At 45.6% G+C, this 24,517-nt stretch carries 25 protein-coding genes; 8 read left to right on the top strand and 17 right to left on the bottom strand.

Annotated features, from left to right (window positions below; genetic code table 11):
• Positions 1-144: 144 nt before the first annotated feature.
• Together ACMUEV_RS10420 and ACMUEV_RS10415 are read right to left on the bottom strand one after the other, a co-directional pair.
• A complete protein-coding gene (locus tag ACMUEV_RS10420) occupies positions 145-1,209 on the bottom strand; it encodes a hypothetical protein (RefSeq protein WP_190652639.1) in 1,065 nt (354 codons plus the stop codon).
• Positions 1,210-1,247: 38 nt separating this feature from the next.
• Entirely contained in the window at positions 1,248-1,721 is a 474-nt protein-coding gene (locus ACMUEV_RS10415) for a DUF4112 domain-containing protein (RefSeq protein ID WP_190652640.1), read from the bottom strand.
• A gap of 78 nt (positions 1,722-1,799) precedes the next feature.
• Between ACMUEV_RS10415 and ACMUEV_RS10410 the strand changes: the two genes are divergently transcribed.
• Both ACMUEV_RS10410 and ACMUEV_RS10405 read left to right on the top strand, forming a co-directional pair.
• Positions 1,800-3,035 carry an aminoacetone oxidase family FAD-binding enzyme gene (locus ACMUEV_RS10410; protein WP_190652641.1) on the top strand — a complete coding sequence of 412 codons (1,236 nt, stop codon included), beginning with the start codon at positions 1,800-1,802 and terminating at the stop codon, positions 3,033-3,035.
• A gap of 24 nt (positions 3,036-3,059) precedes the next feature.
• Complete coding sequence (locus ACMUEV_RS10405) at positions 3,060-3,488, top strand: hypothetical protein (protein ID WP_190652642.1); 429 nt, start codon at positions 3,060-3,062, stop codon at positions 3,486-3,488.
• Here the strand turns inward: ACMUEV_RS10405 and ACMUEV_RS10400 are convergent.
• The 5 genes from ACMUEV_RS10400 to ACMUEV_RS10380 form a co-directional block, all read right to left on the bottom strand.
• On the bottom strand, positions 3,485-4,780 hold the full coding sequence (locus ACMUEV_RS10400) for a TldD/PmbA family protein (RefSeq protein WP_190652643.1): 1,296 nt from the start codon (positions 4,778-4,780) through the stop codon (positions 3,485-3,487). The two genes, ACMUEV_RS10405 and ACMUEV_RS10400, sit on opposite strands and share 4 nt — an antisense overlap.
• Positions 4,781-4,890: 110 nt before the next feature.
• Positions 4,891-5,151 (bottom strand): type II toxin-antitoxin system RelE family toxin, encoded by a 261-nt coding sequence (locus ACMUEV_RS10395; protein WP_190652644.1) that lies wholly within the window; start codon positions 5,149-5,151, stop codon positions 4,891-4,893.
• Positions 5,148-5,366: a hypothetical protein gene (locus tag ACMUEV_RS10390; RefSeq protein WP_190652645.1), complete on the bottom strand. Its 219-nt coding sequence runs from the start codon at positions 5,364-5,366 to the stop codon at positions 5,148-5,150. Before ACMUEV_RS10390 ends, ACMUEV_RS10395 begins: the two co-directional genes overlap by 4 nt.
• A gap of 60 nt (positions 5,367-5,426) precedes the next feature.
• Positions 5,427-7,640: an NACHT domain-containing protein gene (locus tag ACMUEV_RS10385; RefSeq protein ID WP_190652646.1), complete on the bottom strand. Its 2,214-nt coding sequence runs from the start codon at positions 7,638-7,640 to the stop codon at positions 5,427-5,429.
• Between the two features lie 2 nt (positions 7,641-7,642).
• On the bottom strand, positions 7,643-8,035 hold the full coding sequence (locus ACMUEV_RS10380; RefSeq protein WP_190652647.1) for a hypothetical protein: 393 nt from the start codon (positions 8,033-8,035) through the stop codon (positions 7,643-7,645).
• A gap of 445 nt (positions 8,036-8,480) precedes the next feature.
• On the opposite strand from ACMUEV_RS10380, the gene ACMUEV_RS10375 reads away from it, so the two are divergent.
• Positions 8,481-8,873: a hypothetical protein gene (locus ACMUEV_RS10375; protein WP_190652648.1), complete on the top strand. Its 393-nt coding sequence runs from the start codon at positions 8,481-8,483 to the stop codon at positions 8,871-8,873.
• Positions 8,874-8,991: 118 nt separating this feature from the next.
• On the opposite strand, the gene ACMUEV_RS10370 is transcribed toward ACMUEV_RS10375, so the two are convergent.
• Both ACMUEV_RS10370 and ACMUEV_RS10365 read right to left on the bottom strand, forming a co-directional pair.
• Positions 8,992-10,716 (bottom strand): phosphatidylglycerol lysyltransferase domain-containing protein, encoded by a 1,725-nt coding sequence (locus tag ACMUEV_RS10370; protein WP_190652649.1) that lies wholly within the window; start codon positions 10,714-10,716, stop codon positions 8,992-8,994.
• A gap of 4 nt (positions 10,717-10,720) precedes the next feature.
• Positions 10,721-11,674 (bottom strand): alpha/beta hydrolase, encoded by a 954-nt coding sequence (locus ACMUEV_RS10365; RefSeq protein WP_017289166.1) that lies wholly within the window; start codon positions 11,672-11,674, stop codon positions 10,721-10,723.
• A 163-nt stretch (positions 11,675-11,837) separates the two neighbouring features.
• On the opposite strand from ACMUEV_RS10365, the gene ACMUEV_RS10360 reads away from it, so the two are divergent.
• Positions 11,838-13,205 (top strand): glycoside hydrolase family 76 protein, encoded by a 1,368-nt coding sequence (locus tag ACMUEV_RS10360; RefSeq protein ID WP_190652650.1) that lies wholly within the window; start codon positions 11,838-11,840, stop codon positions 13,203-13,205.
• A gap of 21 nt (positions 13,206-13,226) precedes the next feature.
• Positions 13,227-14,111: an ion channel gene (locus ACMUEV_RS10355; protein WP_017289168.1), complete on the top strand. Its 885-nt coding sequence runs from the start codon at positions 13,227-13,229 to the stop codon at positions 14,109-14,111.
• Here the strand turns inward: ACMUEV_RS10355 and ACMUEV_RS10350 are convergent.
• The 3 genes from ACMUEV_RS10350 to ACMUEV_RS10340 all read right to left on the bottom strand — a co-directional run bounded on the left by ACMUEV_RS10350 (position 14,108) and on the right by ACMUEV_RS10340 (position 16,106).
• Complete coding sequence (locus ACMUEV_RS10350; RefSeq protein ID WP_190652651.1) at positions 14,108-14,314, bottom strand: hypothetical protein; 207 nt, start codon at positions 14,312-14,314, stop codon at positions 14,108-14,110. The two genes, ACMUEV_RS10355 and ACMUEV_RS10350, sit on opposite strands and share 4 nt — an antisense overlap.
• 64 nt (positions 14,315-14,378) lie before the next feature.
• A complete protein-coding gene (locus ACMUEV_RS10345; RefSeq protein ID WP_190652652.1) occupies positions 14,379-15,269 on the bottom strand; it encodes an SGNH/GDSL hydrolase family protein in 891 nt (296 codons plus the stop codon).
• A gap of 216 nt (positions 15,270-15,485) precedes the next feature.
• The gene (locus ACMUEV_RS10340) at positions 15,486-16,106 is read right to left on the bottom strand and encodes an NYN domain-containing protein (RefSeq protein ID WP_017289171.1); all 621 of its coding nucleotides are present in this window, start codon (positions 16,104-16,106) and stop codon (positions 15,486-15,488) included.
• A 380-nt stretch (positions 16,107-16,486) separates the two neighbouring features.
• Between ACMUEV_RS10340 and ACMUEV_RS10335 the strand changes: the two genes are divergently transcribed.
• Both ACMUEV_RS10335 and ACMUEV_RS10330 read left to right on the top strand, forming a co-directional pair.
• Positions 16,487-16,651: a hypothetical protein gene (locus ACMUEV_RS10335; protein WP_017289172.1), complete on the top strand. Its 165-nt coding sequence runs from the start codon at positions 16,487-16,489 to the stop codon at positions 16,649-16,651.
• Positions 16,652-16,908: 257 nt separating this feature from the next.
• Complete coding sequence (locus tag ACMUEV_RS10330; protein ID WP_017289173.1) at positions 16,909-17,535, top strand: NYN domain-containing protein; 627 nt, start codon at positions 16,909-16,911, stop codon at positions 17,533-17,535.
• On the opposite strand, the gene ACMUEV_RS10325 is transcribed toward ACMUEV_RS10330, so the two are convergent.
• From ACMUEV_RS10325 to ACMUEV_RS10305, 5 genes are all read right to left on the bottom strand, one after another.
• Positions 17,495-19,090 (bottom strand): dynamin family protein, encoded by a 1,596-nt coding sequence (locus ACMUEV_RS10325; protein WP_190652653.1) that lies wholly within the window; start codon positions 19,088-19,090, stop codon positions 17,495-17,497. The two genes, ACMUEV_RS10330 and ACMUEV_RS10325, sit on opposite strands and share 41 nt — an antisense overlap.
• Before the next feature lie 168 nt (positions 19,091-19,258).
• Positions 19,259-21,310 carry a dynamin family protein gene (locus ACMUEV_RS10320; RefSeq protein ID WP_190652654.1) on the bottom strand — a complete coding sequence of 684 codons (2,052 nt, stop codon included), beginning with the start codon at positions 21,308-21,310 and terminating at the stop codon, positions 19,259-19,261.
• The gene (locus tag ACMUEV_RS10315; RefSeq protein WP_017289176.1) at positions 21,310-21,627 is read right to left on the bottom strand and encodes a hypothetical protein; all 318 of its coding nucleotides are present in this window, start codon (positions 21,625-21,627) and stop codon (positions 21,310-21,312) included. Before ACMUEV_RS10315 ends, ACMUEV_RS10320 begins: the two co-directional genes overlap by 1 nt.
• Before the next feature lie 70 nt (positions 21,628-21,697).
• A complete protein-coding gene (locus ACMUEV_RS10310) occupies positions 21,698-22,429 on the bottom strand; it encodes a PspA/IM30 family protein (RefSeq protein WP_017289177.1) in 732 nt (243 codons plus the stop codon).
• Between the two features lie 87 nt (positions 22,430-22,516).
• Complete coding sequence (locus ACMUEV_RS10305) at positions 22,517-23,641, bottom strand: hypothetical protein (RefSeq protein WP_190652655.1); 1,125 nt, start codon at positions 23,639-23,641, stop codon at positions 22,517-22,519.
• A 149-nt stretch (positions 23,642-23,790) separates the two neighbouring features.
• Between ACMUEV_RS10305 and ACMUEV_RS10300 the strand changes: the two genes are divergently transcribed.
• Entirely contained in the window at positions 23,791-24,333 is a 543-nt protein-coding gene (locus tag ACMUEV_RS10300; RefSeq protein ID WP_017289179.1) for a DciA family protein, read from the top strand.
• Positions 24,334-24,517 lie beyond the last annotated feature (184 nt).

The following is a 24,517-nucleotide window of genomic DNA, read 5'->3' as shown; positions in this document are numbered from 1 at the left end:
TCTAACGTTTTGTTTAGAGAGCTTTTTGACTTAGGTCTTCAAAAAAATTCTTGTTTCTTCAATATGCATTCATTTGAGTGCGATCGAAAAATCGTTAAGTCGCACTCAAATTATTTTTTGGATAGCTCGTGTGTTGCGGAGTTGTTAGTCGATACTGGTTTCGCGATCGTCCTCTAGCTTCACGCGAATCGTATGGGAGAAATTATCGCCTCTTGGATCACCGAAGTAAAACTCTAGTGAATCACTTGAGAGCCGTTCTAAAGATTTCAACATTGCTCTTAGATGGGGGGTGCTAGCGCCTGTATCTTCGTAGAGCTTCCCAGATAGAGAATTAACTCGTTTCCAAGTTGTGTAGAGTTTGACGATCGCAGTTTCTAATTGTGCAGCTTGATTTACGAGTTCTGCGGCAGAATTCAAACAACCGAGTCGCATTGCTTCATCTAAAGCATTTTCAATGTCGATCGATTCGTCGTTTAATGCTTGAACTTGTGGGGCTGCTTCAAGATAGCGAGACAAAGATCTGGCTTCTCCAGTAGCTTGCTTTAAGGTGTCGAGATCTGGCTGTTCCGCGATCGCTTGGCGGATTGATGATTGATGGGCTTCAGGGAGCTTTTCTAAATGTTTCACTAAAGGTGCAACATACCGAGTCGGGATAGTTTGATCGACAACTTTTTCGCGAATCTCTTCAGGTAATAAGTCTGAACTCATCGCTGTCCAGTCATCTGAGAGCTGTCGGACTTCTCGACGAGTAATGCGATCTCCTCGTTTGACGGCATCGCTGACAAGCTGCTGAACTTCTGGTTCTGCTTGCGCTGTTTCTACAAAGGCTTGTTTGCTGAAGTGATTGATGTCTTCAGGTTCAATATGTCCGCCTTCTAAGAGAGTATCTGCACTATCTGCAAGCTCGATGAGCCTGTAGGCTTGAGTTTTACTAATTTCGCGATCGCTTAACCAGTTTAAAAAGCTGCGTCCAGGTTTTAGTTGTTCAGATGAGCTTCGCTGTACGTAGTGTTCGCGAACGGCTCTGAGAATTCGTCCACGCCAAATATCAGTTTGCAAATCGAAGCGATCGCAAACGAGCCAGGCTTGATCAATTTTTTGCTGAAATTCAAGTTCTTCAATGTGATCATTCGTTGGATCGGGAAGATCAAACTTGAATTCAGTGGGTTCTAATGCATCAAGCGTGAGAGGTCTGGGTGAGCGTGGCATTGGGACAATCTAAAAACAGCCGCATCATTATTGCACCTTTATCGGAAGATAGCATTCCAAATTGATCCGATCAGAAAGATTGTTAAACCGCTGAGTGCAAGCACGATCGATAAAAAGACGACAACTAATAGAGCAACAAATAGATAGTCTGCTTTTTCTTGCTGTCTGGATTGAGCTAAATGGGCTTCAATCAAAGCCAAATTTTTAGAATTCGCTTTCCAAGCAAGATCAACAAAATCGCCTGCCATCGGAATGATGCCTAAAAGAGCATCTAAAATCAAATTCCACATCATTCGTGCAAGAGAAGCACGGGGAATGCCCAAACGCGCCGCTTCTACAACGATATAAACTGAGACGAGTGACATTGCGACATCTCCTCCGCCTGGAAATAATCCAATCAAAGGATCGATGCCAACGCGATACTTTGTTCCAGGAATTGGTAGGGCATTGTCTAGGAGATGGGTTAGAGATCGTAATCGTGCGATCGTGCTTTCGCGATGTTGAGTTTGCATAAATCATAAACAAATTACCTCTAAAATCTTAATCGCGAAAGATCTCGCTAAGATCAAGATTCTAATTGGGTAAAAGTTGTGAAAGTCGTTGTAATTGGCGGTGGGGCTGCAGGATTTTTTGGGGCGATTTGTGCAGCGCAGGCAGGAGCAGAGGTGACTTTGCTCGAAGCTGGACAGAATTGTTTGTCAAAAGTCCTCATCTCTGGAGGTGGTCGCTGTAATGTGACGCATTCTTGCTTTGAGCCAGCCTTACTTGTGCAGCATTATCCAAGAGGGGGGAAGGCACTGCGAGGGGCATTTTCACAGTTTCAGCCGAAACATACGATCGCGTGGTTTACCGATCGCAATGTGAAGCTCAAAACAGAAACAGATGGGCGGATTTTTCCGATTACGGATGATGCTCGCACGATCGCAGATTGCTTGTTGAATCAAGCAGCCGAGTTAGGAGTAAAAATCTATACGCAATCTCCGGTTAAAGCAGTTGCAAAAGTAGAAGATCAGTTCCTGATTACGCTGCGGTCTGAGCAAGTGTTAACGGCGGATCGGGTGCTGATCGCGACTGGAAGTAATCCAAATGGGTATCAATTTGCACGATCGCTTGGACATTCAATGATTGATCCGGTTCCATCATTGTTTACGTTTAACATTCGAGACGATCGCTTGACGGATCTTGCAGGTGTTTCAGTTGATCCGGTGCGGTTGCGATTACAAGTTGGAGAAGCAAAGTTTGAACAGGCTGGAGCATTGCTGATCACGCATTGGGGAGTCAGTGGGCCTGCCGTGCTTAAACTATCGGCTTGGGCAGCGCGGGAATTGCATGATGCTCGCTATCAAGCAAGATTTTCGATCAATTGGTTGCCGAAGCAGAATCCAGACCAGTTACGCCAAGAGTTGACAGCCGTGAGGAATCAGATTCCTCAGAAAACGATCGCGGCAAATTGTCCGGTCATGCTGCCACGGCGACTATGGGAAAGGCTAACTGAAGCGGTAGGCATTCAGAAAGAGCGACGCTGGGCAGAACTCTCGAATAAGACTTTGAATCAATTGATTCAAGAACTGATGCAGGGTAGCTATCAGATTTCGGGCAAAGGAGTCTTTAAGGAAGAATTTGTGACTTGCGGGGGAGTGAATCTGAAAGAGATTAACTTTAAAACAATGGAGAGTCGTTGCTGCTCAGGGCTTTATTTTGCGGGCGAAGTATTAGATATTGATGGGGTAACAGGTGGCTTTAATTTTCAGAGCGCTTGGACGACGGGTTGGATCGCGGGGAATGCGATCGCAAAAGTTTCAGCTTCGGTGCATCGACCTCAGTAAACTCTACATTTGCTTGGTGATGTTATGTACAGACTGATTTCTGGATTGGTTGCTGGTGCAATTTTGCTGGCTCCAGTGTTGCCAGCGCGTGCTGATTTTGGAATTCGCTCTTCTAGTTCTGGAGTAACAATTGTCACACATCCCTCATTTGGGCAACATCCCCGAGGATTCCGCCGTAGCTACTATCCTTACGGGGGGAGTGGAGTTGTGATTCGCAGTACGATCGATAATTCCTACTACAACTATGGACAACCTAAATATTATTCGCCAGGATTTCCAACGCGGACGGTGATCGTGGCTCCGAAGGTTCGCACGATCATTCTGAATCCGGTGTATCCCAATAATCCCTATCCCAATAATTCCTACCGTCAGGGTTGCGGCAGTGTGATTTATGGTAGCCCGATTTCGTCTCCGATTCCGGTTGATCCCTATACAGGAGTTGCTTGTCGTTAAGCGCGTCCTGTGCAGGAGAGTCCTTCAACGATCGCAGATGAGGTATGACACGAGCCATTCCATTCTGCATCGTTGCCGAGTTCAACGAGATTCTTCAGTGCTGTATAGACGCTTCCGGCAACCATTGTGTCTTTGACTCGTCCGACGATTTGTCCTTTTTCGATTCGATATCCCAGGTCTACGTTGACGGAGAATTCGCCTGAAATTCCGGCTCCTCCACCCAGCATTTGGTCGAGAATCAAGCCATTGTCGATCGAAGCAATTAGCTCGTCTAAAGATTTTTTTCCTGGTTCTACGAGCAAGTTAAATAAGCCAGGAGTTGGATAGCTTCCTAATCCTGAACGAAAGCCGTTTCCAGTGGTTCCACTGCCTAAACTTTTTCCGGTTGTGAGATCGGTGTAGAACAGTTGCAATTCGCCGCGATCGATAAAGGTAATCGCTCTCGTCGGGGTTCCTTCGTCGTCAAACGGGCAGCTAAACGGGCCTGCTTTGGGCTGTTGGGAAAGTGTGATGCGTTCTGAAGTGACAAGGCTGCCAATGCGATCGCTCCAAGGGGATGCGCCTTCGATCACTTGTTTTCCATTCAAGGCGGCTTGGACTGTGCCCCAAAGCATGTCGATCGCTTTTGAGGTGAAAAGAATCGGAACGCGCCCAGTTGGAGGGGTGGTGTTTTCTTTCGCCCACTCTAAGCGTTGTAAAATTTGTTGCGCGATCGCGATGGGATCGAGGTGATTGCGTTCGGTTTGTCCGTCTGAGACATTGAGAAAGTCATCGCCTCTGATCCATTCCACTTCTAGAAAGCCGCTGAGGGTGGTGTCGGTGTAGCCGCAGTCTAAGCCGTTGGAGTTGATCAAGCGGGTGGTTTCTGCTTCACAGTCCCAGCCGCTTGAACAGAGTACGTCGGGATAGCGATCGCGAATTTGTGCGATCGCGAGGTTGCCCCATTCGACTAATTGTTCAATTGGAACGGATTGACCGACATCCGGGTAAGACAAGTGTGATTCTGAGGCGAGTTCGACTTCTTCGGGGTCGTTGAGTTGGCTGATGGCGATCGCGCGATCGACGAGGGCTTGAGGTTCGACGGCTCCATAGGCGACCGCTAAGCCGGGTCGTCCGTCTTTCCAGAGTCGCAGGGCGGTTCCTTCGGCTTCGGTGCTTTCGAGTTGTTTGAGGCGATTGGCTTCAAAGAAGACGGGACGAGAGAGAGATTGGGATTGAAAGACTTCGGCGCACTCAGCTCCGGAGCGTTTGGCGCAGTCTAGGAGTTGTTCGGGTAGGGAATCGATCGACATAGAAATCTAGGGACAAGGAAGGGGATCTGAACCCTTGATCACTGTACGCTAAATTGATTTCTTGTTAGCGATCGGGTTGAAATTTATTGAATCGTGCTTACGGATGAAATCTATGAGTAGACTTCACTACGATGTCTAATCCGAATCACTGTGATGAGTTGTTCTGTTCGGCTGAAATCATATAGCACTCGATAATCTCCGACCCTAAATTTGAAGAAATCAGAAAAATCTCCTGTCAGGGCTTGTGGCTTGATTTGGTCAAAATTGTTCGACAGCCAGTTAATCTTGGTCAGGATGCGTTCTCGAATCGTTTTATCTAGGCAGTCGAGGTCTTCGATTGCGTTTGGTTCAAATTCGACTGTATAGCTCATTGCCAGGTTAGACCAAATCGCTGGGCGACTTCCTCGGCTGGAATTCCCCGCTCACCATTCTCTCTACGTTTGCGAGATTCAAGCAACTGCTGTTTCACTTCGGGTCTTAGCGCTTTGCCTTGATCTGGGTCTTCCAGATATTCTTCTAAGATCTCTTCAATGGTTTCTCGAATCAAGGCTTTCAGTTCGTCAGTGGTTAAGTCTTTCACTTGCATAATTGATATTTCAGCCTGAACTGTTCTCTCATTTTATCTAGGATCGAATGGCTTTTATCATTACAAATCGCTCATGGCGGCGAAGTGGTCTTGTAAGAGTTTGTGGATGAAGCGATAGCGACCGCCGATGCGCTGGAGGAACATTCGCTCTGTAGCATAGTTGAGAAAGCGGGCGTAGTTCCAAGGTGCAAGCCGATTAAACCATAGTACTAAACGAAGAGTAAAGTGCTTAATCAATGGTAAAGATGTGAAGATAAAGAGACAGACTACTAGCAGAGAAGTAAAATAAGTCCATTGGGGGTGCATCCCCTTGAAAGCGAAAAGAAAATAGAGGTAGATAGATTGAAGAAAAGCAAAGAATATTGCTATCTTCAATCTTTCACGTACTCCTTGGTTAGGAACATCTGCCTTTTCAATGGATTCTGAGAAAAGTAGAGAGATAAAACTAATCGGAAGGAATAGAAGAAAGAACAGGAAGCCAAGCGGTATTCTAACCAAATCAAAAAATTTATTTATTGCTTGATTGCCTCTAGATCTAAGCAGCAGCAGATATCCTAGTGCTAATCCTATTAGAAAAAAATGGTGTGTGTAAGGAGAATCAGAGCTTTCCCTAAGGATAAGCTCAACTTTATGGTTGACTTTTCTAAGGTTTATTCTCAAAATTCTGTTGAATCTTCTAAAGTTTAGTAGATAAGATGTAAGTATAAGTAAAACGTGTGTCAGAGTAATGATTGGCGTTAATGGTGTGAAAAAGAATATTGAAAGTAATCTTGACTGCCATTTCAGTGGCTCAATGCAGTCTTCTATAACTGTCTGAATTGAAGGAATTGCTATACGTAGTCTAGATGATAAATCGATAGAGTGCAAAACAGGAAGATGTTTCGGAGACTTCAGTAGAAGGTTACGATTGAATAACAGGCAAAAAAGAACAACAATAGGGGAAATAATTAACCTCGCTGCATCAGCTTTAGATTCAGTTGAAGCGATAAATCCAATTAATGAGCTAAATAATAGAACATTCTGAATACTGGATAAGTTTTTGACATAATTAGGTGATTGTGAATAGGGTAGAAGGCTAATCATAATAATAAGCCCGCTACATAAAGAAGCGACTACAAAAAGAGTTAACCAGTATTGCCATTGCTGTGTCTTTTTCTTAAGCCTATAAGGCTGAATCTCTTCAATCAAAAATTCAGTTTGCGACTCTTCTGCCATGTCTTGTGCTAAAAAAGCTATCCATGATTTCATTTGTCTGGTAGAAGGTTCTCTCCCTAAATCAAACATTTGGCTATTGATACGTTTGCTTACCATTGTGTCAACATAAGAATCAAGCAAGAACTTAACTCGTTCTTGCGTAGAACGTAGCGATTCCCAACTTTGAGTAATCTCATTACGGTACGCTATCAAAGTAATGCTTAATAGTAAGGGTTGGCGAACGAGTTTACGCAGTTCTACATCTGCATTTAAAACCTGCCAAAGAGCAGGACGTTCGATCTTTATTAAATAGCTTTCAATTTGTTCGTCATTCAGTTCTTGCAGATGAATTGCACCGTTAAGATTCAGTTTGTCAGGATGTAGTTCATATTCCTCTTGGCGACTACATACAACAATGTGAGTAGGGCAATATGCACTGTTGAGAAATTCGTTAATTGCCTGTATACAGACAGGTTGAAGTTCGGGTTCAACTTCATCAAGCCCATCAAACAATGGCAAAAACTTCTGAGCTTCTAGCCATCGTTCACTTAGATCAGAACTTATCCTGGCAGAACCCCAACCCCTTATCAGTTTTCTAGTTGCCCAATCTCGAATGCTTTGCTTCGGATCTTTCCAAGACGATAAGTTCAACAAAAACGGCATCGGTTCGCTTGGATCAGCGATCGCTCTCCGAACTAACGCTCTTGCAAGCTCTAATAACGTTGTTGTTTTCCCCGCTCCTGGTTTTCCTAAGATCAACAACTTGCCCGCAATCGTCGGACGATCGAAGACTTCTACGATCGGCATCTCCGGCGAGATCGTTTCGGTGATCTGTCCGCTCTTGATCTCCATATCCCAGAGCCGATGCACCTGTTCTGGTTGTGCCTGCTTGCCGAGATTAATCAAAATTTGATTGTGCAGCGAGGTTGCTAATCGACCCTCAACTTCTTTTTCAAATGCTTTGAGCCACGTCATTTCTCGATCAGGACGTTTTCTCGATCGAGCTTCACCAACATAGACATCCCGCGCATGCTCAATATTGAATTGATCGCGTCCTTGATTGTCATATCTCCGCGCCACAGCTAAGACCCACCCAACTTAGGATTGCCAGTAATGTTCTCAATGTTGAATTGATCTCGCCCTTGATTGATGTACTGGCGCTCCGCAGTATTTTGAGTATTGGTGATCTGACGTGCTAGCTGCTGTAACGTTTGAGCAAAAACCGGATCATCCATTTCATCTTCTAAATAAACAGACAGCTTAGTCAAAGCTTCAGGCGATCGCTCGTTCTCAATTTTGTCGATCGCTTCCTCCGCTTTCGGATGCTTCCCTTTAAACCTTTCCTTAATCACAGACTGTAATTTCTCGATCGTCCCACCGACAGTTTTCTTGGCAACCTCTCCCGCTCCAGATTTGACAAACTCATCGAAAGCAATTTTCGCGATCGCTGCTCCAGTCAAGGTCAAAGCATCCATAAGCTACAGCCAGAAGATTACATTTTTGTTGTAACTAATTCTCCCGCTCCTGTGTGCCAGTTTCCGAAACATTACAGAATTAATCAAATTCGCGGCAACTATTAACGCGATCGCCGTATCTTCTAACCCCGTCATCGTAAACAGGTTTGCCCTCACGACGAATCGGTTCCCTGTCGCCACGAATGCGATCTCATTCCTTGTGAAAACCGCAACATTCACCATGAACGCTAACCCGTTCGTCACGAATGGGTTAGTTGTCGCAATGAACGGGTTAATTTTCTCGGTAACGATACGGAGTCACCTTAAGCCGACTCGAAAATTCACGACCTTTCGCATTAAAACTTTATGAAATCAATATAATTTTTTGCGCGATTCACTCAACCGAATATCTGCTCTAAAAAGACAAACTAAAACTATTCTCTAGATTGACAAGGAGCATTTCACCATGCCGCGCTTACAACGCACCTCACGCATCCTCGAAAAAGGACAATTGCGAATCTTAAAACTCAAAGCCATCGATCCCTATTTCAGTGTCAGTAGCGATCGCAGTGTCGTCACCCTCGAACAACAAATCGACGAGTTAAACACCAAACTCAACGAATACAACTCCACCCTTGCCGCACTCGACAGTGCCAAACAAGAAATCGAGCAACTCGAAAAGAACATGGGCAACCTGCTCGATCAACTCCTACAAGGGGTCGCCACAAAATATGGCAATGATAGTCGCGAATATGAAATGGCAGGCGGAACTCGCAAGAGCCAACGGATTCGCAAAAGCGCCCAAACCCGCACCAGAACCACCGCTCTGAAAAAACTCTTAAACGCAGAGAACAATTAGCGCTTCGATCCTCTCTCAGTTAGAGACATTCCTCTCGAATCTGAGATTACTATACCTCTCAAAGTCCCCCAGAATGGGGGATTTAGGGGGCTACACCCACTCCCCACGCAGCGACACCCTAACTCCCTGGCTTCAAGTAATCCAACAATCGATCGCCCGAATCTGCCCGTACTAATCCCACTGCAATATCGGGCAGCATTCTCCGACTGGGAAATACTAAATACCGAGGCTCCCAACGCGGACGAAATTTCTCTTTAAACTGATGCAGTCCCTTAAAGTTATAAAACTGATTCAAATGCTCAAAAAAGTAATGCAATCCCTTCTCCACTCGCTGAGCATCCGAAGCCTCTCCCACTCCCGCTAAAGGCGACAAACTGAAATTAAAACTGTCATACCCTTCTTGCTGAAAATGCTTGAGCATCTCTGCAAACAGAAAATCCATCGTGCCTTTCTCTGCCCGATTCACATGGCGCATCAAATCTACGGTGACTTCTTTGCGATTGTAGCCAGAGAGTAAGTTAGAAAACGCGATCGCTTCCCCATTCCCATCTTCAACTACCGCAATATGGCACTCTTTCAAATAGTCGGGATTAAACCAGCCGATCGAGAACTGCTTTTCTGACCCTTGCTTGGATTTTAACCATTCATCACTCACAGGTTTTAATCGCGTAATTAATGAATCCGCGATCGGCGGATGATAGACCTGAAGGCGATAACCCGATTTCGAGAGCTTATTAATCGCTGTTCTAAAGTCCTGATTTGCTTTGCCTTTGAGATTAAACGTATGCAAATCAATAATTGCCTCTTCCCCAATCTGCACCCAGCGATATCCTAAAGATTGGTAAATGGGCAACGTCTCAGGCAGCACCTCGTAAAAGGTGGGAAACCAATCATTCTGATTGCAAAATTCTCGGAAACTCACGATCGCTTCTTGCAAGTCTTCAGGATGTCCGATCGGATCTCCTAACGTAATGGCAGCCCGCCCCTTTGCCACGTAAGCAATCACACTCTTACCAGACGGACTGAAGTAATACGATTTATCGGGCAGCAACGATAACCGAGCGAGTGAAGTCTGACCATACTCATCAATGATTTGACGAGCTTTTTTACGATCGTGCAACGTTGCGGGATCGCCTCGAAGTAACACAGGACGCAACAACATTAACAACGCATACGTCATCGTGACGAGACCCACGGCATAGATCGAATTTGCAAAGAAATCGCCATAGCGTCTCCTCGGTTCCAATCCCGCATTATCTGCTGTAAAGAACATCGCTAGCGTCTGTAAAATCGATTCCCGAAAGCTGAAGTTAATCGGCTGTCCATTGACATTGAAGTAACCATCGAGAATATAAAACCCGATCGTTCCATAAGCCAAAGTAAATAAAATCGCAATAATGAGCGCGCGAATCCCTTGCGCGATCGACGGAGGATCGGACTTCGCAGTATAAGCTTTGCGTAATACAAATAGCTGAATCAATAGAACCGTTGCCAGAATCCCTTCTTCAATATCAAAGCCCTTGATCAAATGGCTCAGAATCGACAAAATCAGCAAACCAACCGTGAGATACCATGCAACTTTTTTGCGTCGCAACAGATTTGCAGCTAGGGTCAACAAAACAAACCCCGCCAAAGCCGCAAACAAATGTCCTCCAGCCCGCACCGAAAACGGAAGAAAATGCTTTAACCAAGCGGTTCGCTCTGGATAGCTCGGCACGATCGCAGACCATAAATTCACCAATCCCATCACACCCGTCAAAATCCCGGCTGACCAAATGCCGATGCGCGTCTTACGATCGACATTGCTGGAGTAGGCTGTATAGCCTGAAGAAGTCTGCTGCATGAGATTAAAAGTGTTGATGTTTTTTTTGCGTATGGATGTGCTGAAACTGTCGTCCAACAAAACTGAGTGAATCGGTGAGATGCTTTCTCCAATAGTTCCAACCGACATCTTGTCCAACAATTCCATGTCCACCAGGAAATACACGAAACTCGTTATAGATTCCTAAGCGATCGAGAACTTTGTGAAAATCGCGAGTGGCATCTAGATACTTCTCATCCCCTTCACCTGCATCTAGATAAGCTCGAATTCTCCGACGCTCAGCTTGAGAAATCTGTGTAACGAACAGTTGAGGACTATTTTCAGCACCACTTTTGTCAATAAAGTATCCGGTATGGCTAAAGAAAATCGTAAATTTGTCTAAGTGTCTTAACCCAATATTAAACGCGCCCCAAGCTCCCGAAGAAAGTCCACCCATTGCCCAATAGTGCGAATCCTCGATCGTCCGAAACTGCGCTTTCACTTCTTTCACTAAATCCTCGGCAATATAAGTTGCCACCTTCCCATTCGCGCCATCAAAATAATCCGAATCCCAAAATGGACTTGTTCCCCGCTGATCATTCCCATCCGGCATAATCATTAAAGCCGCAGGGAGCTTCTGCTTTTGGTACAAATTTTTGAGTGTTGCAGTGATCCCGGCTTTGATGTAGTAATCTCGTTCGTCTCCATGTCCGCCATGCAGCAGAAAAATCACAGGATACCGTCGTTTCGGGTGCTTCTCATAACCCGGAGGTAAAACAACTCCGTACTGCCGCTGTTCTGCCATGGCGTTACTATAAAAACTTTTGACCTGAAAATTTATCCCGGCAACTTCTTCAGGTGGAGGCGTATCTAACTGGGGCGCACCTGCGATAAATACATACCAATATCCGACTGCCGCCAGGATCAAAAGCGCGATCGCGCTGATCATCACAGCCGAGATTCGATTTTTTTTGCGTTTGGGCTTGAAGGTTAGCGGCATGGGTAAAAGCAAACACTCACTTTTTGAGCACTGTACTGCGAACGAAACAGGATGAGGCGTATTTGAAATTGCTTTGGCAGGATATAGATGATCCTCTTCCTTCCTCCTGATTTTAATCAGAGCGATTGCGTTATAACACACGGTAGGAGATTGGGGGAAACTCATGTGTGCTACAACTTATCGCGAACGAGCAGATGCCGGAATGGCGACGTTACAGACGTTCTACAATCCTGCAACCGGATTATGGAAGACCACAGGGTGGTGGAATGCTGCCAATGTTTTAGAAACAACAATCGATTACTGCACCTTTACAGATTCGCTAACTTACCGCACAAACATTTTTAATACATTTGAAAAAAACAAACGCAATCGTTTCTTAAATGAGTTCTATGATGATCAGGGCTGGTGGGCGCTGACTTGGATAAAAGCTTTTGACCTAACTGGGGAAGTCCGCTATCTAGAGGCAGCGCGCGTGATCTTTACAGACATGACGAAAGGATGGGATAACACCTGCGGTGGCGGAATTTGGTGGAATAAAGAACATAAATATAAGAATGCGATTTCCAACGAATTATTCCTATCGATCGCGGCTCGATTGTTCCTGAGAACGCGCGATCAAAGATATCTCGACTGGGCACAGCGCACTTGGACTTGGTTTAGTAAAACGGGCATGATCAACGCTCGCCACTTGATTAATGATGGGCTGAATGCTCAATGTCAGAACAATGGTCAGCCGACTTGGACTTATAACCAAGGTGTGATTTTAGGCGGGTTGATTGATTTATATCAATGTACGAACAATCGAGCATTACTAAAAACTGCTGAAGCGATCGCGGATGCTGCGATTCAAAACCTTGCACCAAATGGCGTACTTAAAGAACCTTGTGAACCCAATTGTGGATTAGATGGACCTCAATTCAAAGGTATCTTCATTCGCAATCTTTCTGATCTGTATCGAACCATTCACAAGCTGACTTATCGCGATTTCATTCTGCGCAATGCCGATTCAATCTGGGCAGAAGCGCGCAATCCTAGGAATCAATTTGGCTTATGTTGGGCACAGAAATTTGATCAAGCCGATGCGGCTCGGCAAAGTGCAGCCATGGATGCTTTGAATGCGTCGATCGTCGCCAGCCGTACCCCAATTGTCTTGCAAGCCGAAACGGCTACCTTGCACGATTTAGCGCTAGAAGCAGTGTATGCGGGCTATGAAGCAGGAGGTTATGTCGCAGGCTGGAATCGAGATGGACAATGGGTGGATTTCAATTTCACCTTGCCGAGCGCTGGACGATTCGATTTGATTTTTCGCTATGCCGCAGCAGCAGGAAATGCCGCGCGATTCATCTTTGTCAATGGCAGAGCGATCGTAAATACTCAACTCTTTCCGGGAACTGGAGATTGGGCAGTTTGGAGTACAGTTACGCTTCCTAATGTCGCGCTGCAAACAGGAAACAATACAGTTTCTCTGATTTTTAATCAATCAAAAGGAAGTCGAAACTGGCTTAACCTCGATCAGCTTATAATCCTTTGATTGATACTGTTCTAGCGAGCTATGAAATCTCGAACTCGACGCTCTCATCAAGTCAAAATCCATGTTGAAAATGGGCGGTTTCAAATTGAGGGCATGAATACCTGGTTCTCCTATTGGCGTGATCCTTATCATTTGGTCTTAACGCTACCTTGGACTGGAGTTGCTGCCTTCATTTTCGTGATCTATCTGGGTATTAATGTTGGATTCGCTCTACTCTATATGCTCGGCGGAGATAGCGTTGCCAATGCGACACCGGGAGCATTTTGGGATTACTTCTTCTTCAGTGTGCAAACCTTTGCTTCCATTGGGTATGGAGCAATGTATCCCCAAACGTTTTACTCGAATACGTTAGTCACGATCGAAGCAATCAGCGGTCTGCTTGCGATCGCCATTCTCGCTGGACTTGCTTTTGCTCGCTTTTCTCGCTCTACGGCACGAGTTGTGTTTAGCAAGATTGCGGTGATTACACCGCATGAAGGTGTTCCAACTTTAAGCTTTCGCGCTGCCAATAAACGGCGCAATCTGATCTTAGAAGCCCAGATGCGAGCCTATCTTTTCCGAGATGAAGAGACCGCAGAGGGACAACATATCCGGCGAATTCATGACTTAGCGTTAGTACGAAGTCAAACGCCTGGATTTGCGCTGACTTGGCTTGTGCTGCATCCTATTGATCAATTCAGCCCGCTTTATGGCATAACGCCTGAAGAGATGATTGAAAGCAATTGTGTCATCCAAGTTAACTTAAGCGGCATTGATGAAACAGTGACTCAAGTGCTGCACGATCGACATAGCTACGTGCCCCAAGAGATTCTATGGAATCATCGGTTTGTTGATATTGTCCATAAAACACCGGATGGACATCGGGTTATCGATTACGCGCACTTTCATGATTCCGAACCGCTTTAATCTGTGGGTCGGATTGAGTCCTGCAGTGGCTCAATCGGGCGCACCACAACACGACCGTTTTCAATGGTTGTACAAAGTTTCTGTTGCTTGGGAGCGACGGAAGCACAACCATGCTCGGGTGATTCTTGATGCTGAATCACAGATTGTTGATCATTGAGAACCTTAACACAGCCAGTACAGGCTGGAACTGAAGCGGGAGACATAGATTTAAGTGACTCTACTTCGATTATGATGCATCTCTGTAGAAAATCAAGTTCGGGTACTACATCAAGTTCGGGCGCTTTGATCGACAATTTCACGTTGCACTTGCTCAAATGCTAAAGCTCCAAGTACTTTATGTGCGGTAGCAGTCGGATGGATTCCGTCCCAAAATAGAAAGCGATCGCAGTTTGTCGCAGTCTCTAAACAGGCATTCGTCACATTCGTAAAGCCATACTGGTTTGGATCGTTCAATGCAGTTTGATAGATATGAAATACATCGAGTTCGGAGATGGCTAGACCTGGTTGTTCGAGCTTTTCAAGCGTTACTTTGAGTGCTTGATTATATGCGATCGCAAAGTTGGTCAACCTCTGAGCGTTCTCTTGCTGGCGTGTTGCAGGCAGCTTTCCTAGATCTGGTAAATTCGCAACCAATAATCGTTTTGCACCTTGGTTTAAAAGTAATTGCAGCGATTCGTTGAGATTATCAATCGAAACAGTCGGCGTTTCTGTACTAAAGAGATAATCATTTGAACCTGCCCAAACGACAAACAAAGCTTGCGGGTTAAGTCTGGGCTGGTTTTTGAGAAAAGCTTGAACTTGAGCGAGTATGCCTGGAACCTGATTCATCCCCACTTCTCCGGTGGTTGCTCCGCCCCAAGCAAAATTGCCAACGCGATCAGCACTTAAATTTAACTTGTCGGCTAGCTCTTCAACCCAAACCTTTCCGTTAGAATGCCGACCCTGATAGTACGGTGGGGCTGGCACTGCACCGTTCGTTGCCCGAAACACATTCCCGACATCTGAAAGACTATCGCCAAATACATAAAGTCGATCAATGGGCTGAACGGCGCGTTGGAATTGAGGCAGCATTACTGGAAGCGTAACCGCGATCGCGGATAAGAAAAAAGCAAGGATCAGCCACATTGCTTTCTTCGAGTTCAAAATAGTTCGTCTCATTTCCAGGATTTCCAAGCACTAGTGATAAACCTAGCAAATGAATCAAAAATCCACTTTAACGATAGAGAGAAATCGCTGCAAATTAATCTCTCTTTGGACTAATGTAATATCACCGTACTCTTACATACAGTGTAGAAGAACAATATGGGTCAGTAATCGGGGGTGCTAGATTGCTACACCCCTTTTGTATGTCTTTTGTATATTGTGCCGTGTGAATTAAGTCGCAACCTGAACTCGATCGCTCACCTCATCGCGCTGAATCAAAGGCTTAATCTTAGCAAGATCGACATAGCGATCGGCAATATTGACCAAACTATCGCTCGTCATCGACTGCAAACTCACAACTTCAACCTGCACACCCCGATACGAGACACTATTCACAACATAGGTTAGATCTCCATCTCCACTGAGCAAAACCATTGTGTTGCAGTACTGCGCCAATTCCAGCATATCGACCGCAATTTCAACATCTAAATTGGCATGTTTCGATCCATCTGGGTGTTGAATCAAGTCTTTCGTCACCACTCGATACCCATGGCGACGCATCCACAACAGAAAGCCTTGCTGCTTCTCATTCCCCGGATCGACTCCCGTGTAAAAATAAGCGCGTAACAGCCTTCTCCCGCCTGCTAGATATTTCAATAACTTCGAGTAATCGATCTCTAATCCAAGCTGCATTGCAGCATAAAAAAGATTCGAGCCATCAATAAAAATTCCAACCCGATCGCTGCTGAGCGAATCCTTTGAACCAGACGGCGAGAATAAATCGCCTGAGTCGTAACCATCTTCCGGTTTGGGTGAAGATGCCCGACGGTTTGCACGTGGCACAAGTTGCATAAAAATTATGGTGAATTGTATAAACTAAGCTCGAATTCCAGCTTCTATATCACAATCAGTTTCGGTGAGGAGCGTGGGGTATTTTGGCTTCGACCTAGCCAGTGTGCGAATCAGGAGCAATACCCTACGCTGCGTCACCTGCTGGAAAATTCAAGACTATCTTTAGGTTTTACCGTGCTTTCCAAGATTGCAGGAGATTATGAAGGCACGAAACACGATTCGTTACATTTATTCTTCTTAGTTCAGAAATAAACCAAATGTGAAGAGTAAGCGAGTTTTGCAAAATTCTTTATAATGTTTTAAGATTCAAATGTCATGGATAAAAAAGGCTTCAATTCTATAAGAGAGCCTCCAAACCTAGTTGCTCGGAGGTAGATCAGATGGAACATGGATGCCCCTTTGGCAGAAATAACAAGACGGTTTCAGGCGAATCAGGCGACGGTATTATTCGCGATGCAGAACGGTATGATCGCGGTGGAGCAAAGCAGCAAGTGCGTGACTATCAGCGAAAGCGCGATCGCAGCACAATTAAACTTCGACCCTAAAAAATTAATTTATTGCAGAATGTAAAGCAGTTTTCTTAAACTTTCTAACAAACTGCGGCGGAATTTGCGACGAAACATGATGCTCTGAATACGAATACTATTAGGGTTCCAAATCGGTCTCCTAGCAAAACCCAAGCTTTCTGAACTCTAAGTGCCGCCGGCATCTGCCTGGGCAAGTCCTTTGATATGAACAGCTCACCTGATGCAAAATAATGTCTTATTTTGCCTTAGGAGAAATTATCTGCTGAACGCGATTCATGATCCAGTTAGTACGAGAACCGGACGGTGTGGAATCATCCCTTCCCCAAGCCCCGGAAAATTCCTCTGAACAGTTACCGCTACTTTTTCCTGAAGAATTCGACGAAACAGATGCCCCAATCCATTTGCATCGAGGTCGATTGATGCTGTTTATTGATGGTGCAAATTTATTCTATGCAGCATCACAAATGGGAGTTGAAATTGATTATGCAAAATTGTTGAACTATCTTCAGCAGCAAAGTACTTTAATCTATGCGTTTTTCTATACGGGGGTTGATCCGAGCAATCTCCGCCAACATGCATTTCTCACTTGGATGCGGCGAAATGGCTACCGTGTGGTGACGAAAGATGTTGTTCTGAATCCATCAGGGTCGAAGCGCGTCAGTAGTATGAATGTTGAGATTGCGGTCGATATGATGCGCTTTGCACAGGATTGCGATACGGAGATCTTGATCAGTGGTGATGGAGATTTAGCCTATGCGGTGAATGCTGTTTCGCATGTAGGGACAAAGGTTGAAGTGATTTCTTTGCGATCGATGACGCACGATCGCTTAGTAGCGGTTGCAGATAACTTTATTGATATCCTTAGCCTTCGTGATGCGATTCAGAAGTCTCCAAGATCTTAGCGAATTGCGATCGCAACAGTTGCAACTGATGATGTTTTGGGATTTCAGATGCAATGGGTTTGAGTTCAAACTGCAAGATAGGGGTTGCGGATTGTTCGTATTGGTCGATCGCGGCTAAATTTAACTGACTAAAATGCGTGAAATAGGTTTGGATGAGTTCTTGATAGGCTTCTAATAAGTGCTGCGGATTAGGTCTTTTCATCGGTTGATCATCAAATAAAAATGAGGCACTTTCTCGCATTACAGAAGCGATCTTCCGACCAAATAGCAAATCGAGAGTGGAAGAGTCGTCACCCGATTCCTGGATCTCAACGAGTTCTTGCTTGATCGGTGGAAATGTGAGGACAAGTTGTTTTGGGCGAGGTTGATCAAAGAATTCGCAAGCTTGATGTACCCATTTCACGAGTTCTTGCTGGTAGTCGATCGCGCTTCGCTTAAAGGCTCCAGTTTCCCAGCTTCTAAAAGTTTGAGTCTGCAAGGCGAGGCTTGCTTCGAGCTGGTATCGCGAGAGCAGTCGATCGAGAGTTAACCAATCGCGGAATTCTTGTAAGCTCGATTCAAAGCCTTTTTGAATCAATCCTTGTGCTTTTTGCTGAATTTGAAATCGTTGATTGAGCGTTTCTGTTTCAGTACGAATTTCTGATTCTAGATCGCTAATTTTCTGCTGGAGTTGTTGTTTGATTTGAACCGCGATCGCTTGAATTCGTGCCGTCTGAGTGGTGCGTGAATTTTGGAAATGAGCGGCGATCGTTTGTAATGCAGATTCAAAAATCGGCAATCCTGATGCTTGTGCGGCAGAACTTTCACCTTTCAACCGAGCGCGTAGCGCTGGGAGTGCATCGACTCGATAGAGATTACTGATTCCGGGCGGTAAGTGAGATCGAAAACTTTCTGCTACAAATCTGAGGCGAGAGTAAACTTGCTTTTGATCATCAGGGTCGAGCAGATTTAGGAAATTGACGACGAAAATGACGGTTGTAATACCGCGATCGAGTAACCAATCTCGAAGCTGTTCTCGCTCTCCTAATGTCATTAGCTTCCGACCATCGAGCACTTGAATGATCACATCTGTGCTCAGGAGTTGATTTTTGACTAAAGTATCTTGAGCTTCGCGATCGTCGGTTCCAGGTAGATCAATGAATTCAATCCCAGTTTTGAGAAAAGGATGGGGACAGAATACTTCAACAGATTTGACATCTTCGCGCATCCGCCGATCGTTATCTAAAATGGCAAACTGCTTGAGAAGGTCAGTTCCGGTTTCGGTAATCGTGCGATCGTCGTTGAATTGAATCGTGGTTTGTAGCGTCTCACCGTATTGGACTCGAATTGCTGCGCCTGTGGTTGGAATCAGGTCAATTGGTAAAGTGCGTTCACCCAAGATTGCGTTCAATAAAGTAGATTTGCCGTAATTGAAGGGGGCGAAGACGGCGATTCGGAGATTGTCGGAGTCGCGTTGACAGATGAGTTCTAGGTCTTGTCGAATGGAATGGTTAGGGGGAAGTTCGAGTGTGCCGATCGCGGATTTGATAATTTCAATTTGTGATTCTATTGACATATCTATCACTCAATCGATTTCTCTGAGTTTCAGAGTTTGATTCCCCTAAAGTTAGGGGCAGAGTTGATTCTGCGGAGAAAAGCGATTCTATATTCTGTGTTCGATTTCGACCGCGCTCAATACGTGAGGATTCTAAAACTAGAACGCTGAGCGCAGTCGAAACTTTCTCTATCCCAACAACGATCGATAAATTGATTCCACCCGATCGCAGTGTTGATCAATCTGTGATCGTACCTTCATCAATCGATCGACTTCCACATCTCGATCAATCTGTCGTGATTCTTTCTGACGCACCAAATTATCCAGCTCGGATTTTCTCGATTGGATATCATCGTCAATCCGTTGAATAATTCCGTCCTCATACGCCTCGAAACATTCCTGCACTGAATGATAAATCGGCTGCCATTGCTCCTGAGCAACGCTCGGTAAATGATGCACTAATTCTTTTTTCACTGCTTTTGCAAACCGTTGGCGTGCATCATCGGCTTGAAATGCTCCGATCGCAAGACCCGCAAGCAAGACTCCAAATGGGCCTAAAATCGAGCCAAACAAAAACGCAACGCCAACCGTCGCCACTAAATTCAGCGTCACGGTTCCAAAATCAAATCCACTAATCGCTAGTGCTGCTCCTGCCAAATTTCCGCGCGACAACGAGAACAATCCCATCGCCCATTTTGCCCAACTGGGTGCGCTCTCTTCTTTCTCACTAGAGTGCAATCGAGCTTGAATCCCAGTCATCTTTTCACTAATTTGTGCTGTCACTTCGCTATAGCTTGCTCCGTGTTGTTCAGCGCGCTGAGACAATTCAGAGAATGCAGCTTTCAGTTCTTGATCTGCTGTTAATGCCCAAGCTGCACACTTATCATTCAGATACTGCTGAAAACCTTGCTGAGACTTGGCATTAAAGCGCTCTCGCTTCGACTCACTAAAGAAATCAAAAAACTGCAGCTCATTCGGCTGATATTTGAGAAAATCCTGTTCAAAGGTCGCTTCCATGCCCATGAGATACGTCCGAAACGAATCCGCGATCGCTCGTGCTTTTTTATCTTCTAACTGGCGAATCTCATCTCGAAAGCGATCGCGAATCTCTGAAAGCTTCTGAAACTCCGGTTCTACCGAATCAATGCGTTGCTTCAATTCTTGAAGATCTTGGTCTAATAACGGAATCCGCAAGTCGATCGATTCTTGCACTCGATGCTGAGCTTGCCGCGCCAAAGTTCTTGCTTTTCTCATCTCAGAAACAGCCCGTTCCTGCGTCAAGAACGTATTCAACGCTGCGAGAAATTCAGGGAATCCAGTGCCATCTAGATTGGCATCCGGATTTTTGATGCGTCGTCTCAATGCTTGAATTGCAGAGATTTCAAACAGCCGCTCATCATAGAGATCGTAACCATCAATGTTGCAATACTCGGCTAAGTTCGATCGAAAAACTCGTCTCAATTTCGATTCAGCCTGCGCCAACTCTTCAGCATCATCTGGATCAATCAAACTCTCTTTCACCTGATCCCAAGCATTGATCAAGAAGAAGACAGACAATCCGCGATCTTTAATGTAATTCTCCAGATATCGACGTTCTCCAAGGGTGCAAGGCTGCGTCGATCTCATCACAAACAAAATTGCATGACAGTTGTGAATGTAGCCGAGTGAGAGTTCATTCCGGGCTTCAGTATCATTCAATCCGGGACTATCAACAATTTCAACGCCTTTCTCAAGTAACGCTAAAGGATACTCAACGACTGCGTGACTAATATCTGGAAAAGCTTGCTGATTGTTTTGTTCTAATGTTTTTGCTTCTTCGGGAGCGATCGTATATTGCTCCTTAAACGTTCTGAAATCGGTTTGCAACGGCGACTTACCATCATTAAAATGAATCGTCACGCGCTTTTCAGTCCCGTATTTCAGCACGGTTAGCAAAGCTGTGCAAGGATTCACATCACTAGGCAATAAGTTCTCACCCAGTAACGCATTGAGAAACGTACTTTTCCCACGTTTCATATCCCCAAGGACTAACAGGCGAAATACACCTGCTTTCAGAATCTCCCCTGCATTTGTCAAATCTTCGATCTCGCGTTCTAGCCCTAACTGACCAGACGCGCCTGCACTTTCAGTCTCAACCTGCTGCAATGTCGCCGCGATCGCGCTGATCTCATCTGCCATCGCAGCTCGATTCTGCGCCACTCGATCGAGATCGTCGAGAAAATTCGTTGTTTCAATTCGCATTAGAACTTTTGCCCTTCGATAAAAACTTTGTAGAGCGCAAACGCGATCGCAACCACAATGAAGATAGTCGCCAAAGCACTTGCAATCCGAATCGCTGCAATCACGCCGATGACGATGCCAACAAAACTGGCAATCTTAATCGCATTGCGTTTCCAGCGCTGAAATCGCGTTTCTGGGGGCTGATGTTTAACGGTTTTATGGAATGGGGGCTGATTCACTTCTGCTTCAAGCTCACGCAGTCGCATCGCTAGTTCGCGTTCTTCAAGCTCTTTTTCACGCCGACGCAACTCTTCTTCTCTCGAATTGGCAGAACTCATGATCAGGATCGATTAACGTATGCCTCTTTAGCATTCCCACGATCGCTGATCTCTAAATCGACCTAAATTCTTACATTGATCGCCGAATCTCCGATCGCAATTTCTCTAATTCCGGATCAACAGGCTGGCTCTGCGGCAATGCCCCCTGATTGATCTGACCTTTCATTGCGGCGAGTTCAGCATCGATTTCGTCACCTTGACCTAATGCCTCAAACCGCTTCTCCAAGCTATCTCCACTTAATTCTGCCATTGCTTCCGATCGCGCTTCGAGCTGTAAGACTTTATCTTCCATCCGCTCAAATGCATTCATGGCGCTACCCGTGCCGACTCGATTCAGCATTTCATTTAATTGCTCAGACGCTTTTGCCGATCGCGCGCGCGCAATGTACATATCTTTCTTCGTCTTCGCTTCTGAAATCTTGCTCTCAAGCTTCATCATGTTCTGCTTCAGCTGAGTGACGATCGCGCCTTGCTGGCTTAACTGCGCTTCCATTGCACTGGCAGTTTCTACGTAACTTTTTCGTCGTGCTAATGCTTCTCGTGCCAAATTCTCATCGCCTTTTTGCAGCGCTAACTGGGCGCGACGATACCATTCCTCTGAATTCGTTCGGGCTTGAGACGCTTGGCGTTCAGTGCGTTTTTGAGTCGCGATCGCTTGTGCGACAGCTTGGCGAAGCTGAATCAGGTCATTCTGCATGTCCAAAACGGTTTGCTCCAGAATTTTCTCTGGATCTTCCATTTTGCCAACCAGGTCATTTAAATTTGCACGAATCACGCGCCAAATTCGGTCAAACAATCCCATAGCAGCATCTCCGCAGAATGATGAAGGGGTAAACCCCTCTTTTCACTTCACTCAATCCTACCGCACGTTACCGAGCCGTGGCTCTTCTTAGGGTTTGACTTCTGCTGCAAGACCAAGATTTTTCAGTTCTTGAGCTTTACGTTGTGCTTCAGCCTGGTCGCCGAATGCTGCAAGCTGAATCTTGCCATCAGGACGGACAAACGCATCCGGGACAACTTGACGAGCTGCGGCTAAAGATTGATCACCTGTGAATGGAGCCTCAACTTTATATTGATAGGCGTTATTTTCAGGAGCAGTCGTTGCGGGCGATTTGCTGACGCTGACAGATGGCAATAGCACTGAGGAGCCTGCTGAGACTGCAGATTGAGCAGCAGTGGGTGATGGTGATGTGCTTGGCGTTGGGGCAACTAAGGCAGCTGGTGCGCCGGGAGTTGGAGTTGGAGTCGGAGAAGCAGCGACTGTGGGAATTGGTGTCGGTTTAGTTCGCAAGGTAGATAGACTGTCGAGTCCTAATTCCGAGAATTCATCGCGATCGAGTCTGGGTGAATTCTCGGTTAATCCGGTTGGAGACTCGCTCGAATTCGATTCACTGGTCGTTTCAGCAACTTCCTGAGTGCTCAGATTTTGCCAGAGTCCACTGACGATCGCAGGATTCATGATCACATAACCTAACATCGCGCTTGATACTAACAGCGTCAGCATTGAGCCAATGCCGAAAGGCGTTGATAAGCTCTGTAGAAAGCCTCTTTCAACTTCGACTTTCGCTTCTTCTCGCTTCAAGCTTTTGAGCAAATGCTCAGAGGACTCTAAATAGTCGTCGGGTGGCGTTGATGCTTCTGCGGCTATGTCATAGAGCGATTCGCCTGCGGTTTCTGCGGCATAGGGAATCATTGCACTGTCGGCACTCTCGCTTGCATCACCTTCTTCAGTTGCAAGCTCATGCATCGCTGCAACTCCTAAATCAAATGAGATTGCTTTCGGTGGCTCGGTCAGCGTTGGTGTTTCTGTTGGGGGAGTACTGCCGAATGACATTAAATCCAGTGGTTTTTTCGCGGGCTGCTTTGGACGGAGCACGATCGGGGCAACACTTAAACCAGCCCGTTGTCGCCGATAGCGGGTCAATTCATCTTCGAGACGTAGATCCAAACAGCCTAAAGCCTCTTGTAACTTCGCACTCGGAGCACTCTTTGAGGTTGCTCGATCAGGACGCATAAGGGATAGACTCCTCGATTGAAAGCCGTGAAATATCGTGAACACCAGGAACTGAAAATCTGAGATTTCAGTGTAGTTCAGAGTTTTCAATTCGACGCAAAAATCTTGCTTTGCAAGTCACAATAGATCTAAAGCCTGCGGTCAGTAGTATGTCGTTTCAAGAACTTCAATCGATTTTAGGTGCGATCGAGCCACACTATCATTCGCCAGAACGCCAGCAGCTTCGGCGAATTCTCGAACACTGGACAGATTTGATTGGTGCAGATCTCGCAGCCCAAGCTCAACCCATTGCGATTCAGCGCAACATCCTAGAAGTCGCGACTTCCAGCCCCGTCTGGACACAAACTCTAGTTTTCAAACGACCTAGCATCTTGAAGCAAATTCGCGATCGCTTCGCCATTGATTTGAGCGATATTCGTTTCTCGACGGTGCAATGGAGAACTCCCCAAAGTCAACCTGTCATCGAAGGCGACCTCTGGCAAAATCATCCCAGTCAACTGCCCGCAGCGTCTCAAGTCACAACTCAGTTGCCGCTCTTTAATGACAGCCGTACCGCATTTGAACGTTGGTCGGCTTTGATTCAGCGTCGATCGCAACACTTACCTCTTTGCCCGAACTGCAAGAGTCCAACTCCGCCCGGTGAACTTGAGCGTTGGACGGTCTGTAGCCTCTGCGCCGCGAGGAATGCCTAGCCTCATACTTTTTTTATTTTGTATACCGTCCAAATACTGAAGTGAAATTCCTCCTCTTTTTAGAAGTTTAAATTGACCTCGAGGGTGACACTTAGATCATCTGTTTTTTGAGAAATTAAAATAGATTTGAATCAAAAAATTGTCTTTAGATTCTCATAATTCTTGAGACATCTAAATCTGTATA

Origin of the sequence: Leptolyngbya sp. FACHB-1624 (genome assembly GCF_047649235.1) — a bacterium.
Taxonomy (GTDB): Bacteria; Cyanobacteriota; Cyanobacteriia; order Leptolyngbyales; family Leptolyngbyaceae; genus Leptolyngbya; species Leptolyngbya boryana.
Note: the sequence above shows the minus strand (reverse complement) of the source record. Positions and strands in the feature narration are given on the sequence as shown.

Bases quoted from the DNA above. Each gene is read 5' to 3' on its own strand.
- ACMUEV_RS10420 (WP_190652639.1), bottom strand. From the start codon at position 1,209: ATGCCACGCTCACCCAGACCTCTCACGCTTGATGCATTAGAACCCACT.
- ACMUEV_RS10415 (WP_190652640.1), bottom strand. From the start codon at position 1,721: ATGCAAACTCAACATCGCGAAAGCACGATCGCACGATTACGATCTCTA.
- ACMUEV_RS10405 (WP_190652642.1), top strand. From the start codon at position 3,060: ATGTACAGACTGATTTCTGGATTGGTTGCTGGTGCAATTTTGCTGGCT.
- ACMUEV_RS10400 (WP_190652643.1), bottom strand. From the start codon at position 4,780: ATGTCGATCGATTCCCTACCCGAACAACTCCTAGACTGCGCCAAACGC.
- ACMUEV_RS10395 (WP_190652644.1), bottom strand. From the start codon at position 5,151: ATGAGCTATACAGTCGAATTTGAACCAAACGCAATCGAAGACCTCGAC.
- ACMUEV_RS10390 (WP_190652645.1), bottom strand. From the start codon at position 5,366: ATGCAAGTGAAAGACTTAACCACTGACGAACTGAAAGCCTTGATTCGA.
- ACMUEV_RS10380 (WP_190652647.1), bottom strand. From the start codon at position 8,035: ATGGATGCTTTGACCTTGACTGGAGCAGCGATCGCGAAAATTGCTTTC.
- ACMUEV_RS10375 (WP_190652648.1), top strand. From the start codon at position 8,481: ATGCCGCGCTTACAACGCACCTCACGCATCCTCGAAAAAGGACAATTG.
- ACMUEV_RS10370 (WP_190652649.1), bottom strand. From the start codon at position 10,716: ATGCAGCAGACTTCTTCAGGCTATACAGCCTACTCCAGCAATGTCGAT.
- ACMUEV_RS10365 (WP_017289166.1), bottom strand. From the start codon at position 11,674: ATGCCGCTAACCTTCAAGCCCAAACGCAAAAAAAATCGAATCTCGGCT.
- ACMUEV_RS10360 (WP_190652650.1), top strand. From the start codon at position 11,838: ATGTGTGCTACAACTTATCGCGAACGAGCAGATGCCGGAATGGCGACG.
- ACMUEV_RS10355 (WP_017289168.1), top strand. From the start codon at position 13,227: ATGAAATCTCGAACTCGACGCTCTCATCAAGTCAAAATCCATGTTGAA.
- ACMUEV_RS10350 (WP_190652651.1), bottom strand. From the start codon at position 14,314: ATGTCTCCCGCTTCAGTTCCAGCCTGTACTGGCTGTGTTAAGGTTCTC.
- ACMUEV_RS10345 (WP_190652652.1), bottom strand. From the start codon at position 15,269: ATGAGACGAACTATTTTGAACTCGAAGAAAGCAATGTGGCTGATCCTT.
- ACMUEV_RS10340 (WP_017289171.1), bottom strand. From the start codon at position 16,106: ATGCAACTTGTGCCACGTGCAAACCGTCGGGCATCTTCACCCAAACCG.
- ACMUEV_RS10335 (WP_017289172.1), top strand. From the start codon at position 16,487: ATGGAACATGGATGCCCCTTTGGCAGAAATAACAAGACGGTTTCAGGC.
- ACMUEV_RS10330 (WP_017289173.1), top strand. From the start codon at position 16,909: ATGATCCAGTTAGTACGAGAACCGGACGGTGTGGAATCATCCCTTCCC.
- ACMUEV_RS10325 (WP_190652653.1), bottom strand. From the start codon at position 19,090: ATGTCAATAGAATCACAAATTGAAATTATCAAATCCGCGATCGGCACA.
- ACMUEV_RS10320 (WP_190652654.1), bottom strand. From the start codon at position 21,310: ATGCGAATTGAAACAACGAATTTTCTCGACGATCTCGATCGAGTGGCG.
- ACMUEV_RS10315 (WP_017289176.1), bottom strand. From the start codon at position 21,627: ATGAGTTCTGCCAATTCGAGAGAAGAAGAGTTGCGTCGGCGTGAAAAA.
- ACMUEV_RS10310 (WP_017289177.1), bottom strand. From the start codon at position 22,429: ATGGGATTGTTTGACCGAATTTGGCGCGTGATTCGTGCAAATTTAAAT.
- ACMUEV_RS10305 (WP_190652655.1), bottom strand. From the start codon at position 23,641: ATGCGTCCTGATCGAGCAACCTCAAAGAGTGCTCCGAGTGCGAAGTTA.
- ACMUEV_RS10300 (WP_017289179.1), top strand. From the start codon at position 23,791: ATGTCGTTTCAAGAACTTCAATCGATTTTAGGTGCGATCGAGCCACAC.